Source organism: Clostridium thailandense, assembly GCF_019207025.1.
Classification (GTDB): Bacteria; Bacillota; Clostridia; order Clostridiales; family Clostridiaceae; genus Clostridium_AM; species Clostridium_AM thailandense.
This window is the reverse complement of the sequence record NZ_JAEEGC010000149.1, coordinates 1-20,652: the sequence shown is the minus strand read 5'-3', so window position 1 is coordinate 20,652 and position 20,652 is coordinate 1. Positions and strand designations below refer to the sequence as shown.

19 protein-coding genes are annotated in these 20,652 nt (G+C 29.1%); 10 read left to right on the top strand and 9 right to left on the bottom strand.

Going from position 1 to position 20,652, the window contains the following annotated elements:
• Positions 1 to 4: 4 nt before the first annotated feature.
• Positions 5 to 1,264 (bottom strand): sensor histidine kinase, encoded by a 1,260-nt coding sequence (locus I6U48_RS24375; RefSeq protein WP_218323085.1) that lies wholly within the window; start codon positions 1,262 to 1,264, stop codon positions 5 to 7.
• A gap of 331 nt (positions 1,265 to 1,595) precedes the next feature.
• On the opposite strand from I6U48_RS24375, the gene I6U48_RS24370 reads away from it, so the two are divergent.
• Positions 1,596 to 2,867, top strand: coding sequence for a dicarboxylate/amino acid:cation symporter (locus tag I6U48_RS24370; RefSeq protein ID WP_218323084.1), 1,272 nt, complete (start codon positions 1,596 to 1,598; stop codon positions 2,865 to 2,867).
• An 81-nt stretch (positions 2,868 to 2,948) separates the two neighbouring features.
• Here I6U48_RS24370 and I6U48_RS24365 read toward each other — a convergent pair whose 3' ends face one another.
• The 3 genes from I6U48_RS24365 to I6U48_RS24355 are packed head-to-tail and all read right to left on the bottom strand — an operon-like array spanning position 2,949 to position 6,606.
• A complete protein-coding gene (locus I6U48_RS24365; protein ID WP_218323083.1) occupies positions 2,949 to 4,379 on the bottom strand; it encodes a spore germination protein in 1,431 nt (476 codons plus the stop codon).
• 12 nt (positions 4,380 to 4,391) lie between these two features.
• Positions 4,392 to 5,531 (bottom strand): Ger(x)C family spore germination protein, encoded by a 1,140-nt coding sequence (locus I6U48_RS24360; protein WP_218323082.1) that lies wholly within the window; start codon positions 5,529 to 5,531, stop codon positions 4,392 to 4,394.
• A complete protein-coding gene (locus I6U48_RS24355; RefSeq protein WP_218323081.1) occupies positions 5,515 to 6,606 on the bottom strand; it encodes a GerAB/ArcD/ProY family transporter in 1,092 nt (363 codons plus the stop codon). Before I6U48_RS24355 ends, I6U48_RS24360 begins: the two co-directional genes overlap by 17 nt.
• 240 nt (positions 6,607 to 6,846) lie before the next feature.
• Here I6U48_RS24355 and I6U48_RS24350 point away from each other — a divergent pair, with 240 nt between their 5' ends.
• The 3 genes from I6U48_RS24350 (at position 6,847) to I6U48_RS24340 (ending at position 8,750) form a co-directional block, all read left to right on the top strand.
• Complete coding sequence (locus I6U48_RS24350; protein WP_218323080.1) at positions 6,847 to 7,050, top strand: cold-shock protein; 204 nt, start codon at positions 6,847 to 6,849, stop codon at positions 7,048 to 7,050.
• A gap of 120 nt (positions 7,051 to 7,170) precedes the next feature.
• Positions 7,171 to 7,647 carry a hypothetical protein gene (locus I6U48_RS24345; RefSeq protein ID WP_218323079.1) on the top strand — a complete coding sequence of 159 codons (477 nt, stop codon included), beginning with the start codon at positions 7,171 to 7,173 and terminating at the stop codon, positions 7,645 to 7,647.
• Positions 7,648 to 8,267: 620 nt separating this feature from the next.
• The gene (locus I6U48_RS24340; protein WP_218323078.1) at positions 8,268 to 8,750 is read left to right on the top strand and encodes a ferritin family protein; all 483 of its coding nucleotides are present in this window, start codon (positions 8,268 to 8,270) and stop codon (positions 8,748 to 8,750) included.
• 80 nt (positions 8,751 to 8,830) lie between these two features.
• Here I6U48_RS24340 and I6U48_RS24335 read toward each other — a convergent pair whose 3' ends face one another.
• Positions 8,831 to 9,769 (bottom strand): DUF2935 domain-containing protein, encoded by a 939-nt coding sequence (locus I6U48_RS24335; protein ID WP_218323077.1) that lies wholly within the window; start codon positions 9,767 to 9,769, stop codon positions 8,831 to 8,833.
• Between the two features lie 199 nt (positions 9,770 to 9,968).
• Between I6U48_RS24335 and I6U48_RS24330 the strand changes: the two genes are divergently transcribed.
• On the top strand, positions 9,969 to 11,180 hold the full coding sequence (locus I6U48_RS24330) for a DEAD/DEAH box helicase (RefSeq protein ID WP_218323076.1): 1,212 nt from the start codon (positions 9,969 to 9,971) through the stop codon (positions 11,178 to 11,180).
• 161 nt (positions 11,181 to 11,341) lie between these two features.
• Here the strand turns inward: I6U48_RS24330 and I6U48_RS24325 are convergent, their stop codons facing one another.
• The 3 genes from I6U48_RS24325 to I6U48_RS24315 all read right to left on the bottom strand — a co-directional run bounded on the left by I6U48_RS24325 (position 11,342) and on the right by I6U48_RS24315 (position 14,359).
• Positions 11,342 to 12,721 carry a sensor histidine kinase gene (locus I6U48_RS24325; protein WP_218323075.1) on the bottom strand — a complete coding sequence of 460 codons (1,380 nt, stop codon included), beginning with the start codon at positions 12,719 to 12,721 and terminating at the stop codon, positions 11,342 to 11,344.
• Complete coding sequence (locus I6U48_RS24320; protein WP_218323074.1) at positions 12,711 to 13,403, bottom strand: response regulator transcription factor; 693 nt, start codon at positions 13,401 to 13,403, stop codon at positions 12,711 to 12,713. The genes I6U48_RS24325 and I6U48_RS24320 overlap by 11 nt, the downstream gene beginning before the upstream one ends.
• A 188-nt stretch (positions 13,404 to 13,591) precedes the next feature.
• Complete coding sequence (locus I6U48_RS24315) at positions 13,592 to 14,359, bottom strand: DUF2278 family protein (RefSeq protein ID WP_218323073.1); 768 nt, start codon at positions 14,357 to 14,359, stop codon at positions 13,592 to 13,594.
• Between the two features lie 234 nt (positions 14,360 to 14,593).
• Here I6U48_RS24315 and I6U48_RS24310 point away from each other — a divergent pair, with 234 nt between their 5' ends.
• Positions 14,594 to 15,724, top strand: coding sequence for an SPM autocatalytic domain-containing protein (locus I6U48_RS24310; protein WP_218323072.1), 1,131 nt, complete (start codon positions 14,594 to 14,596; stop codon positions 15,722 to 15,724).
• Between the two features lie 89 nt (positions 15,725 to 15,813).
• On the opposite strand, the gene I6U48_RS24305 is transcribed toward I6U48_RS24310, so the two are convergent.
• Positions 15,814 to 17,178, bottom strand: a complete 1,365-nt coding sequence (locus tag I6U48_RS24305; protein WP_218323071.1) for a Na+/H+ antiporter NhaC family protein — start codon at positions 17,176 to 17,178, stop codon at positions 15,814 to 15,816.
• A 247-nt stretch (positions 17,179 to 17,425) separates the two neighbouring features.
• Between I6U48_RS24305 and I6U48_RS24300 the strand changes: the two genes are divergently transcribed.
• From I6U48_RS24300 to I6U48_RS24285, 4 genes are all read left to right on the top strand, one after another.
• Positions 17,426 to 17,839, top strand: coding sequence for a hypothetical protein (locus tag I6U48_RS24300; RefSeq protein WP_218323070.1), 414 nt, complete (start codon positions 17,426 to 17,428; stop codon positions 17,837 to 17,839).
• Positions 17,840 to 18,476: 637 nt separating this feature from the next.
• The gene (locus tag I6U48_RS24295) at positions 18,477 to 18,821 is read left to right on the top strand and encodes a PadR family transcriptional regulator (protein WP_218323069.1); all 345 of its coding nucleotides are present in this window, start codon (positions 18,477 to 18,479) and stop codon (positions 18,819 to 18,821) included.
• 18 nt (positions 18,822 to 18,839) lie between these two features.
• The gene (locus I6U48_RS24290) at positions 18,840 to 19,409 is read left to right on the top strand and encodes an HAAS signaling domain-containing protein (protein WP_218323068.1); all 570 of its coding nucleotides are present in this window, start codon (positions 18,840 to 18,842) and stop codon (positions 19,407 to 19,409) included.
• Between the two features lie 10 nt (positions 19,410 to 19,419).
• Positions 19,420 to 20,466: a DUF4097 family beta strand repeat-containing protein gene (locus I6U48_RS24285; RefSeq protein WP_218323067.1), complete on the top strand. Its 1,047-nt coding sequence runs from the start codon at positions 19,420 to 19,422 to the stop codon at positions 20,464 to 20,466.
• The last annotated feature ends 186 nt before the right edge of the window (positions 20,467 to 20,652 follow it).

Below are 20,652 nucleotides of genomic sequence, written 5' to 3'. Positions count from 1 at the left end.
GCTGTTACCCCCTAAATAAATCTACTGGTACTTTCACTGTAAAAACTGTGTTTTTATTTTCTATAGATTGCACAGATATACTTCCTTTAAAAATATCTTGAACCAAATCCTTTACTAAAGTAAGACCTATTCCTCTGCATATACTGCCCGTTTCTTTATCATACTTAGTAGAAAATCCAGGATTAAATATAAAATCTAAATTGCTCTTACTTATTCCTGTACCATTATCCGATACAGAAAAGACATATTCTGTTCCAATTTCCCTGATTCTTAACTTGACCACTCCTCTTTTTTTGCTATCTATTGCCTCTATACTATTAAAAACTAAATTTCTTATAATTGACATAAGGTAAAAATGCTCAGAAACATAAAAATCGCATTCATATTTAAAATCAAGTTCAATATTTAAATTTTTAGTAACTATATAATCTTTTGTATCTAATTCTAAAATATTTACCATATCTTTTATTTTCATTTGTTCAACATCTATTTTATCATTAGATATCTCTTCAAGTCCTCTCATAACTCTAATATAATCCTTTTTAATCTCATGAACATCTTTAGCAATATCAAGAGTAAGATTTTTCAGTTCATCAGGATAATGTTTCTTTGAAACAATTTCATAAACTGAAAAGGATTTTCTCATTACATCTTCTATTTCTGCAGCATTTTTATTCATAAAATATATTTCACTTTTGAAAAGCGAAGTTACTAATATGAGTCTTCTATAACGTTCTTCGTGCTCTTCTTTTATAAGAAACAATCTATAGTACTTCATTGCAATTAATATAATCAAGGTCACTGAAGCTCTTGCACAGGCTACTATTAGAAGGTCTCTAATCATATTGCCATCTATTCCAACCATTTTAGTTCTAATACATAGTTCAATAATGTTTGAAACAAAATCACAGAAAAATATGGAGATTGTAAACTTTGTTAAATCTCTTTTTCTATCTCTATAATATAAAAAATAAAATATAATTCCATAGATAGCAAAAAATATTACTTCCGGTGTAACCCTTTCAAAAATCTTAGTAAAATTTGAATTACTAGAATAAAACCATAGAAATTTATAAGATGATGTAGTTATTCCTGTTATTATCGCAATTTTTATTGGGTTTAGTTCAACATAGTTATAAAGAAATATGGAAAATACAACAACTGAAAAAGCTATAGTAAATCCTTGAATTAAAAAATTAAAATAAAGCTGAGATGCTATATTTACACAAATTACAACTGTAAGAATTCGCTTTATTTTTTTCATCTAGCACACTTTCCTCCCATAGTTAATTTTCTTAATATACTTTTTTGTAGATACGCACAGCCGAAAATTGTTTTACACTCTGGGATATGTTTCCAAGCTTCGGCACTATAAAAACTTTTTGTTTTGAGCATCTATATAATTTTATCTCCTTACTTACTAGTCCAAGTAATAGTATACTACAAAAATTTTTTCAATTAATCAAATCATTATATTTTTACAGCATTTTTTGCAATATATTAAGCAGTTCTAGCCATAAACTATGCAAAAATTTCATATATAATATAGTAAAGTATATATAAATGTATAATCAACATTTAAGGGGGAATTTTTAATGAAGTCATTTTTCAACTCTTATAAATCTTCTATTCTTCTTTTAAGTTCTATAGTTTTAGGCGGATTTTTAGGAATAACTCTAGGAACAAAAGCTTCTATCCTCGAACCATTAGGAACTTTATTTATAAATTTGATGTTTATGATTATAGTTCCCTTAGTATTTTTTAGTGTTTCCTCTGCCATTGCAAATATGAGTGGCATGAAGAGACTTGGAAAGATTATGTGGAGTATGTTCCTTGTATTTACATTAACAGCAATCGTTGCTGCTGTTGTTGGTCTAATTGGAGCTATAATTGTAAATCCTACTAAAGGAGTTGATCCTGCTGCAATACAAAGTATTATAGCTAAATCATCTAATGATGCTAAAGCAACTGAATATCCTGGAATATTACAACAATTAGTTAACACAATTACTGTATCTGATTTTTCAAACCTTTTCTCCAGAAAGAGTATGCTTCAACTTATAGTTTTTTCAGTATTATTCGGTATATCAACAGCTATGGTTGGAGAGAAAGGAAAAGCCATTGTTGAATTTTTAGAATCTGGTACAAATGTAATGATGAAGTTTGTCAGCATCATAATGTACTATGCACCTATAGGACTTTGCTGTTACTTTGCATCAATGATAGGTCAACTTGGGACACAAATACTAAAGGGATATATGAGAGTATTTATTTTATACCTAATTCTATCTGTAATATATTACTTTGGCTTCTTCACCCTATATGCATTTATATCTGGTGGAAAAGATGTTGTAAAAATTTTTTGGAAAAATGCTATAGTTCCATCAGTAACAGCCCTTGCAACCTGTTCAAGTGCTGCATGTATACCTACTAATCTTGAATATACAAAAAAGATGGGTGTACCAAAGGACATTGCGGAAACTGTAATTCCGGTAGGCGCAAATACACATAAAGACGGCTCCGTATTTGGAGGTGTTATGAAAATTGTATTCCTTATCGGACTATTTGACAAAGATATGCATAGTATTACCGCTATACTTGGCATAATAGCTATATCATTTTTGGTAGGAGCTGTTATGGGGGCAATTCCTGGTGGAGGAATGATCGGGGAAATGCTTATTATAAGTGTCTATGGTTTTTCTCCAGAAGTTTTGCCTATAATAGCTGTTATAAGTACAATTATAGACGCTCCTGCAACTTTATTGAATTCTACTGGAAATACAGTATGCGCCATGATGATATCAAGGTTTGTAGAAGGCAGAGCCTGGTCTACAACTAATAGTAAAGCTTCTTATCCTAATCTTTAAACAAGAAGGTAGAGCTGTAAATTCAGTTCTACCTTAACTATTTTTTTCTTTGAAAATTTTTCTTGATTAGGACTTCATAATTTACTTTCTCTTTTTATTCTTTAAATTTAAAAACTTTGGTCTATCATTATCTTTTAATGGATTACTTGTAATGAGATCTTTTAAATCTTTAAAATTAAAAGGTGCTACGGGTACGGTATATGGTATTCCAAAGCTTTCGATTGATGTCACTTTTATCACCACTATAGTTAGCCCCATTATAAATCCAAATATTCCGTAAACTCCAGAAAGAATAATCATAAGAAACTTTAATATTCTTATAGGACTAATTAATGTATAATCTGTAACAGCAAAAGATGCCATAGATGACAATGCTACAATTATTACCATAAGCGGACTAACAACACCTGCAAAAACCGCTGCTTGACCAATAACAATGGTTCCAACTATACTTATAGACGTTCCTATCTGTTTGGGAAGTCTTAGATTTGCTTCTCTTAATAGTTCTAGCATTCCTTCCATTAGTATAGCCTCTATGACTGCATTTATAGGTACTCCCACTCTAGAGGCTGCAATGGCTAAAATGTATTGCGATGGAAGAATATCAGGGTGGAAAGCTACTACTGTAACATATAGAGCTGATAAAGTTAATGCTACAAGCAAAGATAAAAACCTTAAAATTTTAAAAAGTATTCCTGCATAGTGGTTATCATAATGATCATCACCTGCATCAAAGAATTCAATAAAGCTTTTAGGTGCTATTAATGATAAATTACTTCCTTCTACTATTATACATACCTTTCCTTCTAATATATTAGCACAAGCTGTATCGGATCTTTCACTAATTCCTATTTGCGGAAACATCAAGCCATTTTTATCAGATATAAATTTTTGTATATATCCCGACTCTAAAACACCATCAATATCTATTTGTGATAATCTTTTTTTAATTTCTTCAACATAGACTGGATTTGCAACATCCTTCAAATAAATTACAGCTACAGGCGTTTTAGTTCTTCTTCCGACTATATAGTAATCTACTTTTAAGGAAGGATCTTTAATTCTATAACGTATTAGTGATAAATTCGAATCTAGATTCTCATTAAAGGCATCCTTAGGTGACCTAATTCCTGATTCAATCTCTGGCGATTCAATATTTCTTTTTTCTATCTTCAAAGTATTTGCCACTAAATATTTACTATCTCCAGATATAAAAACAATTGACTTTCCTGCTACAATATAATTTACTATTTTGCTTTCATCTTCTTCGGAAAAAACATCATCTATATAAATAACTGAATTTATTATTAATTCCGCTGTCAATATCTGATCCCCATTATATTGCAATAGAGGCTTTATGATATTCTCGGATAGCCCCTCTCTATTTGTTATCTGTGGAATATACAATATATAAATCTCTTTATTTTTTACAACTAATTTTTTTGCAATTAATCCTGTTATATTCTTTGTTAGCTCCTCAACTTTTTTAGTATAATTGCCTTGCTCAATCATTTTACCCTTCCTTTAGTCTGGTTTCTTTCCATTCGGATTTAATACACTCGTATTTTTTATTGTAGTTTTTACATTAACATGTATGTTTGCCTTTGGATATTCCTCTTTCCAATTTATCTTTTTATATTCCACTGGATGTTCAGCCCTAAAGTATCTAGCAAATCCAAACACATCACATTTCATTTCATTTTGCGAACGATTTATTGCATACATCACATCTTCTTTTGTTATTTTTGAAAGTTCATCTTCCAATTTTTTCATATCATTTCTATTTAACGGTTCTATATTATACTCATACTGTAGTTGCGTTTCTAAATTTAAATTTATATATATATTTATTTTATTATCCTCAAATTTCGTATTTATGGTTCTTTTTATAAGAACAGGTCTTAACGAAACTAAATTTTTTTCATTTTGTGGATGAGGAACAGCACGTTCTAAAGTTGTTTTTTTAGCCATCAAATATAGAAATCCTTTGCTATGCTTATAATCTATAATACTAATTAATTTCGAATCTTTCATTACTGCAAATCCCAAATACTTAATGGTAGAATTGTTTTCTCTTGTCACATAAGGAAGTACATATCCTATATTGCCGAGAGCAATGTCTGATTGAATTTCCTGTACTGTTTTATATACTGTCAATCCGACCTGGTCTAATTGTCTTACTGTATCTTCTATTGCATAACCTATAGATATATCATTTTGAATTCTACTCGAAAACAATTCATTTGTTGATTCTTTACATACAGCTGTAAGTGAAGAACTTCTTAGACCAACAGTAAAGTAAGATCTATTTATATATGATTCTATACTTTTCTCAGCGTAATTTTTGCTAAACATAATAACTCTTATTGCTCCCAAAAAACCTGGAAAAGTAAGCTTACTGTCATAATCATTTCTTGATCCTTCAAAATATTCTCCTTTAGATCTATATTTATATACATCGGTTATTTGAACCATGCTCTTGCTTTGTGAGCTTGTAGGCGTAAGTTTTGCAATTTCGCCTGTAAACTCTAATTCTCCATCTACATCATCAACACCTACAGCTAGATTGATACTCCTTCTATTAACATCTCTATAATCCCAGCAGCTTGTTAACAACAATGGTAATACCATTATAATTAGTATTTTATTATATCTTTTTAACATCTTTTTTCACCCTTATAATTATAAGTAAAGAAGTTATTACCACTATATTTAAGATGACTCCTAAATAAGAATTATATTTAATAATTTCTTCTGCTTGATTTTTTGTTTTAGGAATTAACCCTACTATAACTGCCACAATTGTTGTAGCAACTGTAATATATTTATAATTTATATTTTTAGCTATTTTACTTGTAAATGTAACTACCCCATATCCCCATAAACATACAGCACAGACTATATTCATCGACCAATAAATCATAAAAATCCCATCGAATCTTCTTAGAAATTCAAGATAATACGTATCAACAGCTCTTATAACATTAAATAAAGACAACTCATAATTTACTATTATATCTACTCCGGTTACTGATATTGTTGATTCTACTATAGAAATATACAAAATACCTATAACAATCATTATAAAGGTTGTATACCTTAATACTTTTTCATTATCTTTCTTATTGAATGGTATGGTAAAAAGTATTTCTAATCCTAGAAAAGCAAAAACATTTTTAAATATCCCCTTGAAGTAAATACTTAGATCTTGTGATACAAATAATGGCTGTATATGCACGAATTTACCTTTCATAATAAAAAATAAATTAATAAATAGAAATCCAACTATATTTAAAATTCCATATAATTCACATAATCTTGATATAGTATTAATTCCTTTTATCAAAGCATATAATACAACTATATAAAATAAAATAATTATAGCTAAAGTAGGCGTATTAACGAGAAATATTATTCCTATCGACGAAGTATATAATCTTCCTATCATTGAAAAGTTTATAAAAAAATATATTATATATATACTTACAATTATATGTGCAGTGAATTTACCTAATATCACCTGTCCATATTCATAAAGAGTTCTGCCTTCAAAGATATATTGAAGGTAAGTTATTAAACATATAATCCCAACAAATATAATAGCTAAGGTTAGAAGTGAAAACCATGCACCTGTCCCAGACCCCTCCGCTGCATCACTTGGCAAATCAATAATTCCATATCCAACAGTTATGCAATATACCATGAGTGAAATCTGCCTATTTGTAATAATTCTATCCATACATTTTCCTCCTAGAGGTACCATACTAATAGAGTGTCCTTTTTTCTAAATTGAATGCATAAGATAATGTACTAATATTTTGGCGCTCAAAGAATATTACGATTTATCCAAAATACAAAATTGTAATATTTTTTTGATTTTTGGGTAAAATTATGATATAATAAATAATTGTTGATAAAACATGATTATTATAAAATATAGTGTATTAATCTAAAGTGTTTTATCATTAGGAGGATATTAATGAAAACAGGAACAGTAAAATGGTTTAACTCAGAAAAAGGCTTTGGATTTATTGAAGTTGAAGGTGAAAAGGATGTTTTTGTTCACTTCTCAGCAATCCAAGGAAATGAAGCTAGAAAAAGCCTTGAAGAAGGTGAGTCAGTTCAATTTGAAGTTGAAAAAGGACCTAGAGGACCTCAAGCAACTAATGTTGTAAAATTATAAGTTTAGCTTTCTGTGTATATTAAAATTTTAATATATAAATAGCGAAATTTCCGCCACCTTTTTCAAGGTGGCTTTTTATTCAATGCTAAGCCCAAAGCTTTTTAAAAAGGAGACTATACAGTGAAAAAAAATTATAAAATGAAAAAAACAATCTCTATGAAAATGTTTATCAATGAATTCGGAGAGAATTTCTCTGAACATATGAAAAGTAGACTACTTGAATTAGAAGTTAGATCTGTTTTAACAAGAAAAGAAGATGAGTACAGACTTGATATTAAACATGTTGAGCATACACAACACGATTTTGATAATCTTCAAAAGGAATATGTTTATGGTGAATTTTTAGTTATTGATGACTCTTTATATTTTTCGGATAAGTGTATAGAAAATAATTACGTTATTCAAGCACCTATTGTAGATACCATATATAATAATTTAAGTAGTGATGGCATAATTCTAGATGGGGACAATAAAGCAAAGAAAATAGATGATAATAATATTGATTATATCGTAGATACTTTATTGACAGTATTCCCCGATGTAACTCAATCTTATTTAAACATCATAAGTGAAATGATTTCACATGAAAGAAATTAAAAAAACTTGCGTTTTTTTAAAAAATCATTTATACTTATAAAGTTGTAGTAAAACAGACTAAATTATAGAATAGTTACACTGTACAATTTATAAAATCACATTTATTTCGAATATTAGAGTTATATAAAATTAGAAAACTAGCGAATATTTTAGTTATCAATTCTAAATGTCTTTGATTTCCATATTTTGATTTAATCCCTAATTTTAGAAAATTTTATTGGATTTTTGTACTAAAAATACTTACCTAATTATAGTATTTGTTGTGGCATTTCTATGGAAATATTAGGAGGTATTTAAATGAAATTAAAAGAAATATTTATAATAACAGAAGATGTTATTGAAGAATGTCTAGCAGAATGTCTAGAACAATAATATTCATATTTTAAAGCAGCCTAATATAGGGCTGCTTTTATTGATAAAGTTTAAATTTATTCTTTCATTTTCCTTGTTATCTTTTTAATATTATTCAAATATTTAATATAAAGACAAAAGTTAAATTTTATATTTAAAAAATTATAAATTAATCTTGTAATTTTTAAAGTTTATATGATATCCTATTTATATGTATATAAACATTCAAAAAATTCCAACTTTTATATCATATGGAGGGGTGAAATATTATGACATCAAATACTTTTAATGGTTTAGAGATACTAAAAATCGCCATACTAATGGAAGAGGAAGGAAGAGAGTTTTATACCAATGGTGCTAAATATACAACTGGAAAAATAAAAGACTTTTTATTAGCTGCAGCAGGTCAAGAGTTTATTCACAAAGAGCAATTTTCTAAGTTATATGATGACTTGTCAAGTAAAAAAGATGAAAGTTATGAATATCTTTTTGATTCTGAAGTAACTGCCTATTTAAAAGCTCTTATTGAAGATAAAGTATTCGATAAAAAAGGACAACCTGAAGATGCTTTTAAAGATTTAAAATCCGCTATAGCTTATGCTATAAAATCCGAAAAGCTTACAGTTGAAGTTTATACAAAGATGTATGCTGGAATTGCAAACGGTGAAGTTAAAGACGTATTACATAAATTAATAGCTGAAGAAAAGGCTCATGTAGATTATTTTGAAAAGTTGTTTAACGAAATGAATTAGTAACTACAGATGTTCTTTTAATCATTTCAAAAGCTGAGAGTATAATTAAAATATTCTCTCAGCTTGACTTTTTTTGTTTCTTATACACTAGACGTTCTCTTGAAAGTTTTAAGCAATCTAATATAGTGGTTTGCTTCTCTAACAACATGATCGCCAAGTAACGCATACACTATAGCTCTTATTTTACACTGAACTAAACCTTCCGTTCCTTGTCTCTTAAAGTCCCTAATTCCCTTAACAGCTTCAAGAGTCTTTTGTGTTGTTGAAGGTAATAAACCAGTGTCGGCTGCTAATTTTTGAGCTTCAACAGTTAGTTCATCAAATTTCATACCAAAATTATTAGCAGTATTAAATAAGTTAACCTCTGTAGGGTCAAGAAGCCCTCTAATAAATTTAGCATGCTCAGCCATAATTTTGTTCCAAAACAACTCTTGATTTACCGCTTCCCTAGTTAAATCAAGTTCATGACGATTTTGTAGCACAGTTAAAGCTCTTAAATAAAAATGTGCCTCCCTAAGTACATGATCTATAAGTAAAGGATAATTAAATGAAAATACTCCACATGATAAAACATCTCTAAGTAGTGAGCTCTTAAATGAAATTATCCTGTTTGTTGCAGCCATTGCTCTATGATTTAATTCAGTTACATGCCTTACAATGTCAAACAAAGCGAATTGTCTGCCTCTATCACTTCCTATTAAATTTGCCTCCATCACTGTTATTTTACTATCTATTGAGATTCCAGTATAATACTGGGCTTGTCTCTCCGAATCAAGTGTTAAATCTGTAATTAATTCTCCAGAACTCGCTACTTCCGGACTAATAATTCCTTCAGAAAGTCGAATAGCCTCCACTAGCAACTGACTAAACTCATTTTTCAACATTTCTGCCTGAAATGCAATGTTATTATTTTTTTGCATAAGTCCTGATTTTAAAAAGATAGCATGTTCTTTAGCTATTCTCATAAAAAACAAATTTAGTTCTAATGACTGCCTAACAAATTCACTGTTAGATAACATAATACAGCTCCTTTTAATTAATTCACTTATACTATATGAATGTTATATCATTTTAGAACAGAATATATAAAATGAACTTTAAAACCATTAGTTGCTTAAATTTTATTTTATTTTTTTAATTTATTTGACAAATAAGAACAGTAAGTATAAAATTTTATAGAAGTTTTAACCAAAATTAAATCTTAAAGGAGAAAACAGTATGACCCCTTTTGATAAATTAAATCTAAATTCAAATTTAATAGAAGCACTAAAAAATGAAGGCATAACGGAACCTACTAGCATTCAGGAAAAAGTAATTCCTGCTATTTTACTAAATAAAGATGTAATCGGAGAGTCTCAAACAGGAACTGGTAAAACCTTTGCCTATTTATTACCTATATTTCAAAAGATAGATGTTACTAAAAAAGAAATGCAAGTTATTATTTTAGCCCCAACTCATGAGCTAGTTATGCAAATAAACAATGTTATAAAAATGTTATCTAACAATTCTGATATTCCAGTGAACTCTGCTGCTATAATAGGAGAAGTTAATATAAAAAGACAAATTGAAAAATTAAAAGAGAAACCTCATATAATTGTTGGATCTACTGGAAGAATTCTTGAGTTAATTAAAATGAAAAAAATTAGTGCTCATACTATTAAAACTATTGTTATTGATGAAGGCGATAGGTTATTAAATCAAAATACCTTACCTTTAGTAAAGGATGTTATCAAGACCACTCTAAGAGACAGACAGCTATTAGTATTTTCAGCAACCATAAATGACGAAGCTTTGGAAAAAGCAAAAAGTCTAATGAAAGAACCAGAAATCGTGAGGATTGAAGATAAAATAATTGTTAATCCAAATATACACCACATTTATTTTGTTACAGAACAAAGAGACAAAATTGAATTATTAAGGAAACTTATAGCTTCTATAAAACCCGAAAGAGCTATTGTCTTTATAAATAGGAGTGAAGAAACGGAACTTACCAGTATAAAACTTAAGTATCATCACATTAAAGCACATGCAATATATGGCAATGCTGAAAAAGAAGAACGAAAAAAAGCTTTAGAATATTTTAGAACTGGTAAAATTCAACTTCTCATAGCCTCTGACCTAGCTGCTAGAGGTTTAGATATTAAAGGAGTAACTCATATATTCAACTTAGATTTACCCGAAGATTCAAAAGAGTATCTTCACAGAGTTGGAAGAACTGGTAGAGCTGGAGAATACGGAACTGCCATTTCAATTATAACGGATAGAGAAAAATCTTTAATAAAAAAATACGAAAAATACTTTGGCATAAGCATAGAACCAAAAGAAATTTCTAGGGGTATAATAACGGATTCTGGTAAACATAAACAATTTGCTAATAAAAGTAAAAATTCCGCCCCAAACAAAAAGCCAACGTCTAAAAAATTTAAGTAGGTTGAAAAATAACACAAGTTAAATATTTTTTAGAGGACAGTGAAGGAGGAAAACTCACCTTCACTGTCCTCTTTCAATTGTCATCTAAAAATATATTTATATCTTCTAAATATTATCTATAATTCCTGGAGAATAAGTTAAGTACCGATCGTGGTTGAACTCTATACTTTAGCAGGTAAATTTATAGTTACCTTTGTTCCTTTTCCAAAATCACTTTCAATACATATTTTTCCACAATGTCTATCTATTATATGTTTTACAATAGCTAATCCTAATCCGCTTCCACCAGTTTTTTTTGAACGAGCTTTATCAACTCTATAAAACCTATTAAATAAATTAGGTATTTCTTCTTCTGATATTCCTATACCACTATCTTCAATAGTAATTTCGGCCTCACCTAGTCTCCTATAGGAATTTATTTTTATTTCACCTTCTTCTTGAGTATATTTTATACTGTTATCAACTAAGGCTCTTAAGGCTTGTTTTATTAATCTAAAATCTGCATAAATAATTATTTTATCATTTCTTTCACTTGCTATATTAAGTTTAGGTGCAATAACACTACTTTCCTTAACTACTTCATCAATAAGAGTATTTAAATCAAATATTTCTTTCTCCAATTTTAGCGAATTGTTATCACCCCGTGCAAGAAAAAGCAATTTCTCAATAAGATTTGTCATATTAGCAGTCTCATTTTTTATAATATTTATAGCCTTTTGTAGAACTTCTTTATCTTCTTTTCCCCATCTATCTAATAAATTAATATACCCTTGAATCACAGAAATGGGTGTTCTAAGTTCATGAGAAGCGTCTGACACAAACTTATTTTGACTCTCAAAAGACTTTTGAAGTCTTTCAATCATCTCATTAAAGGTTCTCGCCAATCTTGATAATTCGTCATCTGCTGCATTAACTTCTATTCTTTTATTTAGTCCTTGTATACTGACACTCTGAGCAGTTTTAGTTATCTTATCTATAGGTGTTAACATCTTTTTGCTTACAAACATTCCTGATAGTACTGCTATAATTATTCCTAAAACATTAGATATGGCTACCATAATCAAAAGAAGCTTTAAGAAGTGATACTCATACTCCATATCCTTAACAACTGTTAGAACAAAGAGCTTATTATTTATCTTTATGGAATTACTTTTATATACTAAGTGTTTTTCTTGCTTTTCAATTTTCAGAACTTTTTCCGAAGAATTTTGAAACGAGAAATCTTTATTCCATCTAGGTGATATGCTAATCATTTTACCTTCACTATCTGTTATTTTAACATACACAGCTTCTCTTGGATTTATTTCCTGTAATAAGTCTTCATTTTTTAAATTTACGTTTTTCCTCTCTAGCTCTTCTATTCTAGTACTAATATACCTACTTGTATCACTAACTTGTCTAACTGCTTGTTTGGTAAGAAAGTATCTGACTCCATATAGTACAGAACCATTAAGAGTAATAATTACTAAAGAAAAAACAAATGCATAAACTAACGTTAATTTTAATGATATTTTTTTTACCACTAAAATCTTATTCTTCATTACTATTCTCCCTTATTGTATAACCAACACCTCTTACAGTATAAATAAGCTTGTCCTCAAAATAATCATCTATTTTACTACGTAAATATCTAATATTCACATCTACAACATTTGCATCTCCAAAATATTCGTATCCCCATACATTTTCCAATATTTGATCTCTATTTATTACAATTCCTTTATTCTTTAAAAGATACTCCAAAAGATCATATTCTTTTTTTCTCAATTCTATATACTTTCCATCTCTGATAACTTCATGCTTTTCCAAATTCATAGTTAAATCTCTCGCTCTCAGTATATTCTTAAACTTATAATCGTTTTTTCGCCTTAAATTAGCTCTTATTCTGGCAAGTAGCTCGTCTATTATAAAAGGCTTAGTCATATAGTCATCTGCCCCCATATCAAGTCCCATCACCTTATCAGATATATCATCTTTTGCCGTAAGCATAATAATTGGTATGTCAGAGAAATCTCTAATTCTTCTGCATACTTCAATACCATTTATTCCTGGAAGCATAATATCCAAGACTATTAGATCATATATATTTTGTTTACATTTATTTAAGCTCTCAATTCCATCAAAAGCAGTATCAACAATATATCCCTCATGATTTAGCTCTAGTTGAATAAAGCTAGCAATACTTTCCTCATCCTCGATTACCAAAATTTTATGATTTCTCATAAATCTCACTCTCCATAATAAAGTTCCCTAAAGGCTTGAATTTTAATCTAAAAACAATTATGCATTACCGATAAATTTTAATGAATGACTATAGGAATTTTTAATCTGAATTTAATACTTTGTTTTTATCTATTCTAATTTTATCACTAATAATTAAAAAGACCATACTTAAAGTCGTATGATCTTCTTTATATTTTGTATTGGCCTTCGAATCTTAAAAAAATACCTGCCCATCTATCTTCTTTGCTTAACTTAAAATGTATTAGAACTCCTCCATCCCGATATTCTCCGTTACGTTCAATCCATTCTTTTTTACGAGAGTTTCCTTGATTCATGTGAATATCATGAATTCCCCTTGGTCCTTTTTCTTTTATAATTCTAATTCTTTCTTGCCTGTTTTCACTTTCCTTAGGTTCTACTGAATATATCTCTCCAAATATATAAATATCAGCATTTTTATGTTTGGCTTGAAGAATATACTTGTGCAGGTCTTCATTTAAATCGCTTGTAGTAGGTACAGATTTAAACTCATTCATATAAAATATATTACTTTTTATATAATCTAGTGCTATTGTATTATCTCTTTCTTCTAAATCAAACACCTTAATCCCATAGTCTAATTCTGAAAGCTTCTTTAACGAAAAACTTTTATTATTTTCTGTCTTTATATTATCCTTAAACAAATATTCTAATTTAGGAGTTTTTCTGCCTTCATGAGATCTAACATTAACTTGAACTTCTACATTATTATTATAAAAATGAATTTTTTCATTTTTTATATATAAATTTTCAGCCTGTATTCTAAAATGATAATGAAATATCCCACCTGTTTTCTCATAAGTAGAAAACACATTTTCTTTTAATATCTGTTTTCCCTCTTTCCTTGGAACTTCGCAACCAATTCTAAAAATAGTATTTGCTCTTGCTTTACAAATGGCATATATTGAAACAGCCACATCTGCACCTCCTCATTTTGCAATTCGCTACTCTCTGCTATATATCCTTATTATGTGCTATTTCAATTTACTTAAATATAAAAATATAAGAGTTCTTATTTAGATAATACATTTATACTCGATAATTAGAATAAGTAAATACTGTAATTTATTACATATAGAAATTAATTTTCCAAATATGTGAGGCATAAGAGTTAAATTTATATATTTTCATAAGTATGGAGGTAAAAGATTATGAAAATTGAAAACTCTAATATCCAATTATCTGGTAAACATTCCTTTATGAGTACTTACAGCAAACAAGAGTCAGGTAATGCTTGGAACAATACTGGTAGAAACATTAGTTCTAAATTAAAAGCTTTAACAAATAATTTAGAAGGTGATGAAATTAAGCTATCACCGGGAGCTCTTGAGTTCTTGAAAAAATCTAGAGAACTATCCATAGAAGAAAATACTCAAAAGACAGAATCAATAGAAATTTCCAACTCAGACTCTTCTATAAAAATTAATCTTTCAGATGATGATAAAAGAAAAATTTTACTTATAGAAGGATTACTTAGCTCAATACTTCATAAAAAAGTTAACCTTCAAATTCCTGATGAAATAAAAATAAATCTTTCTCAAGTCGATCCTAAAACCTTTAATTCACATGAAAATTTAGTGCAAAATAACTCTCTAGGTTGGGGTTTACAATACCAGCAGCATGAAGCATTTTATGAAAATGAAGCCGTGTCCTTTAACTCTTCTGGAACTATAAGGACAAGTGATGGGAAGGAGATTAATTTTGATCTTCAATTAAATATGTCACGAAGCTTCTATTCAGAAAATAATCTTTCTATAAAAGCTGGTGATGCACTTATTGATCCACTTGTAATTAATTACGATGCACCAGCAGCTCAAGTTACTTCTACAAAATTTTCTTTTGATTTAGACTCTGATGGAAAAGAGGATCAAATTTCTTCTTTAAAACAAGGCAGCGGCTTCCTAGCCATTGATTTAAATGGAGATGGAAATATCAACAATGGGAAAGAACTCTTCGGCACTGAATCCGGTAATGGATTTGAAGATCTTGCTAAATATGATATTGATAAAAATAACTGGATTGATGAAAATGATCCTGTGTTTAATAAATTGAGAATTTGGACTAAAGATGAAAATGGAAATAACCAGCTTGTTGCATTAGGTGCAAAAGGAATTGGTGCAATTTATTTAGGTAACGTTTCAGCCGAATTTTCAATGAAAGACAACAAAAATCAAGAGCTTGCTCAAGCTAGAAATGCAGGGATTTTCGTGAAAGAAAATGGTGAAGTCGGTACAGTACAGCAAGTTGATTTTGCAGTTGAAAACAAATCAGAAGATTGGTAATAATTTTATTTATCAATAGATTATCTTGGAACCTATAACACAGCGAAAGAATGGAAATCATAGCATTCCATTCTTTTACTTATTTAATATTAATCTAAATAAGAATATGGTAAATTTGAAATCTTATCTTCCTTAAAATCTGCTTTATTTTTATTAAACTTTAAAAAAACTAAATTCCAAATAGGTAAAAAATAAATATAGAATGCATACGCTATAGAAGTAGCCCCTGTACCTAAAATTGTCATCGGTACTAGTACTGCAACATTCCAAGGAATTAAAGCCGCAATCAATATGGCTGTATTCTCTAAATCTACAGCCATATAGCTATTGTTAACTTTGTTTTTCTCATAAGCTTTTCTATTTAACATGTGAGTTAATATAACTGCAAATGCTTGACTACACCCCACTGCTCCTGTAATTATGCTGACAACAATCATATTTTTAAAGATACCATATCTTGAGTCAACACTTTGTGTTAACTTTTCAACACTATTTAACATCTTAGTTCCTTCGATTATTCCCGCAAAGGCAGAGGCCACAAATATAATTACACATGTCTTTATCATTGAAATTATTCCTCCACCTTTTATTATTGAATAAAGAGGATTTTCCTTATCCATGCTGTATCCAAATATTGTGAACTTAATACAATCTACTACAGTTTGATGCTGTATAAAAACGCTCAATAAAAAAGCAACTATTATACTTGTGATTATTGATATCTTAACATTCACCTTAAAAACTGAAAAAATAACAATTATCAAGGCTGGAAGCAAAACGATTAAATTCACATTATATGTCCTTAATATTTCAATATTTAGACCATTAGATGCACTATGCAATGGAAATATTCTTGATATTACATAATAGAATATAATTGAAAAACCAAAGGGCACTATAGATGTTTTAATCATATTCTTTATGTTTTCATAAATATTTGTTTCTGTTATATAAGAAACAAGATTTGCACTAGATGACATTGGTGAACATCTATCTCCAAAATAAGCTCCAGCAATAATTGCTCCAGCTGTAGCTGTAATATTTACATTACCGCTTTTTGCAATAACCATAAGCGCTACGCCCACAGTTCCGGAGGTTCCCACAGAAGTACCAATCAAAAAAGATACAAAGCAACTAATCAAAAAGGCATATAGTACAAAAGCATCTGGTTTTATTAACTTTACACCATAATATACTATTGCAGGGACAGTGCCTGAAGCCATCCACACGGATATAATTGCTCCTATTAATATAAAAACCTGAATAACTATAAAAGCCTTTTTCCCACCTTGATACACCATCTTCAATATGTCTTTCCATGCATAGCCTCTTTTAGCTGCCATAATAGAAATTATTGACAGCGATGCCATTAATGGATAACCAAGAAATATGCCTTTGTAAACACTTATAACTAAAATTACAAACGTAACAATAAAAGCTACTATCAAATCCAAAATAACCAGCTCCTTAATTAATATATTAATATTTTAACATAAAAAGACGCGCTATTTAACTTATCTCAATTTTTGTAATATTATAGCAATCCATAGTTAATATTTTGGCGCAAAATGTTTTGAATATTTATTCTTTAAAACGCATAAATATATATTGACATATGTATATAATGATACTATAATTTTAACAAGTAAAAATTTAGCATACAACAATAATAGTCAATATGCTTTAGAAGGGGGAATTAGAATGGCTAGTTCACAATCATTCAATTCAAAGAAAGAAATGATTAACTTTATCTCTGATTATCTAATTGCGCATAAAAATACTATTATAATTCTTAATAGAGACCTCCAAAAAGATGTTATAAAATCACTACTTATAAAAGAAGACTTTGATAAATTTAAGGATGTTTCTAGTGCAAAACAAGATGTATTACTTATTATCAAAACTGGAAACAAAAAAGATAGAACATTAGGTCTTAAAGTCTGTGATGCTCATAACCAAAATACAAAGAATTTCAAAATGATCGATATAGAAAATGTTTTAGTTGTTGATGGCTTAATTACAGAAGCAGAAGAAAAAACTATTAATTATTATGAAGAAATGACCAAGCTGAAATTAGAAGATATGTGTCTTTTAGAAGCTAGTGCTTGCTTATAGTCTCCAGAATATACAAACAAAAACCACCAATTAGCTAAATGACACTAATTGGTGGTTAAGCAGATCCTAACTCATCAGAAAAACTATTTGGTTCTATTTGAATTTCCATCACCCTTTCCTCTTAAGTTTCCCGACTAAACGCTACACGTCGAGGGTACTACAACACTTTTTTACTAACAAACTCGTACTACTGATTTTAATATGAAACACTTTATTATTTGCACTAACTCTACTCTATACATCAATACTCCCTGATTGCTTGTACAACAGATTAAACTCAATCTATCATCCCTGCCTTAATATCACTATTAAGTAATGAATATATAGATGTATTAGACAAATAATTCCTTCTTGTACTACATTAAAGAATACTATATACCTAGCTTACTACTTTTTATGAGTTAGAATCTACAAGAAGAAGGACTACCCTGCTTCTTGTATATATTATAACATTTGTCTTTATTAAATACAATGTATTTTCAGAAAATTTAATTTATTCACTTCTTATTAATAATTTTCACACTTTCTATTCATTAAAAAAAATTATATCTTGTTCAAAATATTGTTTAGTACCTTGCAATATTCAATACCTTTCAGTATAATATAATTACCATATTAACACAGAAGGGGTTAAAATATGAATATTCAATTTAAAAAAGGTGTTTTAGAACTATGTGTCTTAGCAGAACTTTTTCAAAAGGATTGTTATGGTTATGAATTAGTTGATGAAATATCAAAACATATAGATATTTCTGAAGGTACTATATATCCTCTTCTGCGAAGATTAAAAACTGACGGGTACGTAGATACATATCTTCAAGAGTCCTCTGATGGTCCACCTAGAAAATACTATAGACTTACGGAATGTGGCAGAGCAAAAGGTTCTGAACTCATTACAGAATGGATTGATTTTGTAGATGGTGTAAATAAAATCATTAATAAAGGTAATATAAAAAATTCATCAATAAAAATAAAGGATTAATTACAAGGAGGCCTTATAGTGAATAAAAATGAATTCATAAGAACACTAAAAGAATCTCTTAACAGCGTAGATGAAATTGAAAAAAATGATATTTTATATGATTATGAAGAACATTTTAGAATAGGCATTGAAAATGGAAAAACCGAAGAAGAGATAGCTGTTGGACTGGGAGATCCCAAACTCATTGGAAAATCTTATACTGCTAATGCTACTGTTGAAAAAGCCATAGAAAATTCTTCTGGCAAAAATGTATTTAAAGCACTTTTAGCAGCTGTAACCTTAAGCTTTTTTAATTTAGTAATAGTACTTGGTCCATTTATAGCCTTAGTTGGAGTGCTAATAGGTCTATATGCAGCTTCCATATCTATGGCACTGGCTGGATTATTTAGCATTTTTGCAATTGTCTTTATGCCCTTTATTCCTTTCAATATGACTGTTAGCATAAACCCTATAGCAGCTATATTCTTAGGAATAGGTATAGCCTGTCTTGGAACATTATTTTTTATTGGAAATTGTTTTTTAACAAAAGTATTTTATAAGTTAACAGCTAAATACTTAAAGTGGAATATGCAAGTTATAAGTAAATAGGAGGGTTACCATGAATAATTTTAATACAAAAAAACTAGTTACTATCCTTACAGTTACTACAATTTTATCTTTTTCTGCTGCCGCTATAATATTATTTGCTTTTGGCGGCTTTCATAATTCCTCTATGAGTTTTAAACCACAGAACTCTCAGGATTATTCTATAAACGAAGAAAAAAATACCAAAGCAAAAGATATCCAAGAAATATTTGTAGATAATAGCTTTCCAGATATAAATATAAAAGTTGATAATTCAGATGAAATAAAAGCTCACCTCTATGGTAATATGACCGCTAATTTTAAACCTAAGCTCGAAACTGAAACAAACGGTACTAAATTGATTATAAGATCTTCTTCATCACATTTAAGTTTTTCAACGTTTTCTGGAAAGTTAAACTTAGATATAACTATACCTTCTTCTTATAATCATGCTATTGAAATAAATTCATCATCTGGTAAGGTTGTTGCACTTTCTCCTCTTAGTCTAAGTAAATTCAAACTCCACGTTACTTCTGGTGACACAAGTTTAAAGGATATATCGTCCTATGAATTGACTATAACCTCAAGTTCGGGAACTATAGTAGGAAACAACATGAATTCAAAGAATGCTTCCTTTGAATCTACTTCTGGAAATATAACTTTAAAAAACCTAACTTCTGACAGCCTAGTTATGTCTTCAAGCTCAGGTACTATAAATATTGACACTATAAATTCAAAAGATACTTCACTAAACTCTACTTCTGGTAATATAAAAGTGAATAATTTTAAAGGAAACGTTAACCAGAGAACTTCCTCTGGTAAAGTATCAATTGCTTATTCTGAATTTAACAATAATGTTAAACTCTCCAGTACTTCTGGAGACATAAACCTGAAATTACCTAAAGATGCTCAATTTAAACTTGATTCAAAAACTAATTCTGGAGATATAGACTGTAACTTTCCTATTACTGTGCAGGAAAAATCTAAAAGAGGTAATTCACTTGTAGGAACTGTAGGAAATGATAGAAATTCAATAGAAATCACTGCATCTTCTGGAAATGTAAATATATCCTCAAACTAATACGAAAGTAGAGTTCTAAACATCCTCAGCATAACTTAAATGTCATCCGTGGATGTTTAGATAACCAAATCAGACACTTAACTTATACGCAGGGATATATTTACATTCTGGAAGACACATTTAAATACTTTTGCTACAAGTCTTAGCTCATATTTTTGAAAAAGCTTAGAAGATTTGATTGTTTTA

Bases quoted from the DNA above. Each gene is read 5' to 3' on its own strand.
- I6U48_RS24375 (WP_218323085.1), bottom strand. From the start codon at position 1,264: ATGAAAAAAATAAAGCGAATTCTTACAGTTGTAATTTGTGTAAATATA.
- I6U48_RS24370 (WP_218323084.1), top strand. From the start codon at position 1,596: ATGAAGTCATTTTTCAACTCTTATAAATCTTCTATTCTTCTTTTAAGT.
- I6U48_RS24365 (WP_218323083.1), bottom strand. From the start codon at position 4,379: ATGATTGAGCAAGGCAATTATACTAAAAAAGTTGAGGAGCTAACAAAG.
- I6U48_RS24360 (WP_218323082.1), bottom strand. From the start codon at position 5,531: ATGTTAAAAAGATATAATAAAATACTAATTATAATGGTATTACCATTG.
- I6U48_RS24355 (WP_218323081.1), bottom strand. From the start codon at position 6,606: ATGGATAGAATTATTACAAATAGGCAGATTTCACTCATGGTATATTGC.
- I6U48_RS24350 (WP_218323080.1), top strand. From the start codon at position 6,847: ATGAAAACAGGAACAGTAAAATGGTTTAACTCAGAAAAAGGCTTTGGA.
- I6U48_RS24340 (WP_218323078.1), top strand. From the start codon at position 8,268: ATGACATCAAATACTTTTAATGGTTTAGAGATACTAAAAATCGCCATA.
- I6U48_RS24335 (WP_218323077.1), bottom strand. From the start codon at position 9,769: ATGTTATCTAACAGTGAATTTGTTAGGCAGTCATTAGAACTAAATTTG.
- I6U48_RS24330 (WP_218323076.1), top strand. From the start codon at position 9,969: ATGACCCCTTTTGATAAATTAAATCTAAATTCAAATTTAATAGAAGCA.
- I6U48_RS24325 (WP_218323075.1), bottom strand. From the start codon at position 12,721: ATGAAGAATAAGATTTTAGTGGTAAAAAAAATATCATTAAAATTAACG.
- I6U48_RS24320 (WP_218323074.1), bottom strand. From the start codon at position 13,403: ATGAGAAATCATAAAATTTTGGTAATCGAGGATGAGGAAAGTATTGCT.
- I6U48_RS24310 (WP_218323072.1), top strand. From the start codon at position 14,594: ATGAAAATTGAAAACTCTAATATCCAATTATCTGGTAAACATTCCTTT.
- I6U48_RS24300 (WP_218323070.1), top strand. From the start codon at position 17,426: ATGGCTAGTTCACAATCATTCAATTCAAAGAAAGAAATGATTAACTTT.
- I6U48_RS24295 (WP_218323069.1), top strand. From the start codon at position 18,477: ATGAATATTCAATTTAAAAAAGGTGTTTTAGAACTATGTGTCTTAGCA.
- I6U48_RS24285 (WP_218323067.1), top strand. From the start codon at position 19,420: ATGAATAATTTTAATACAAAAAAACTAGTTACTATCCTTACAGTTACT.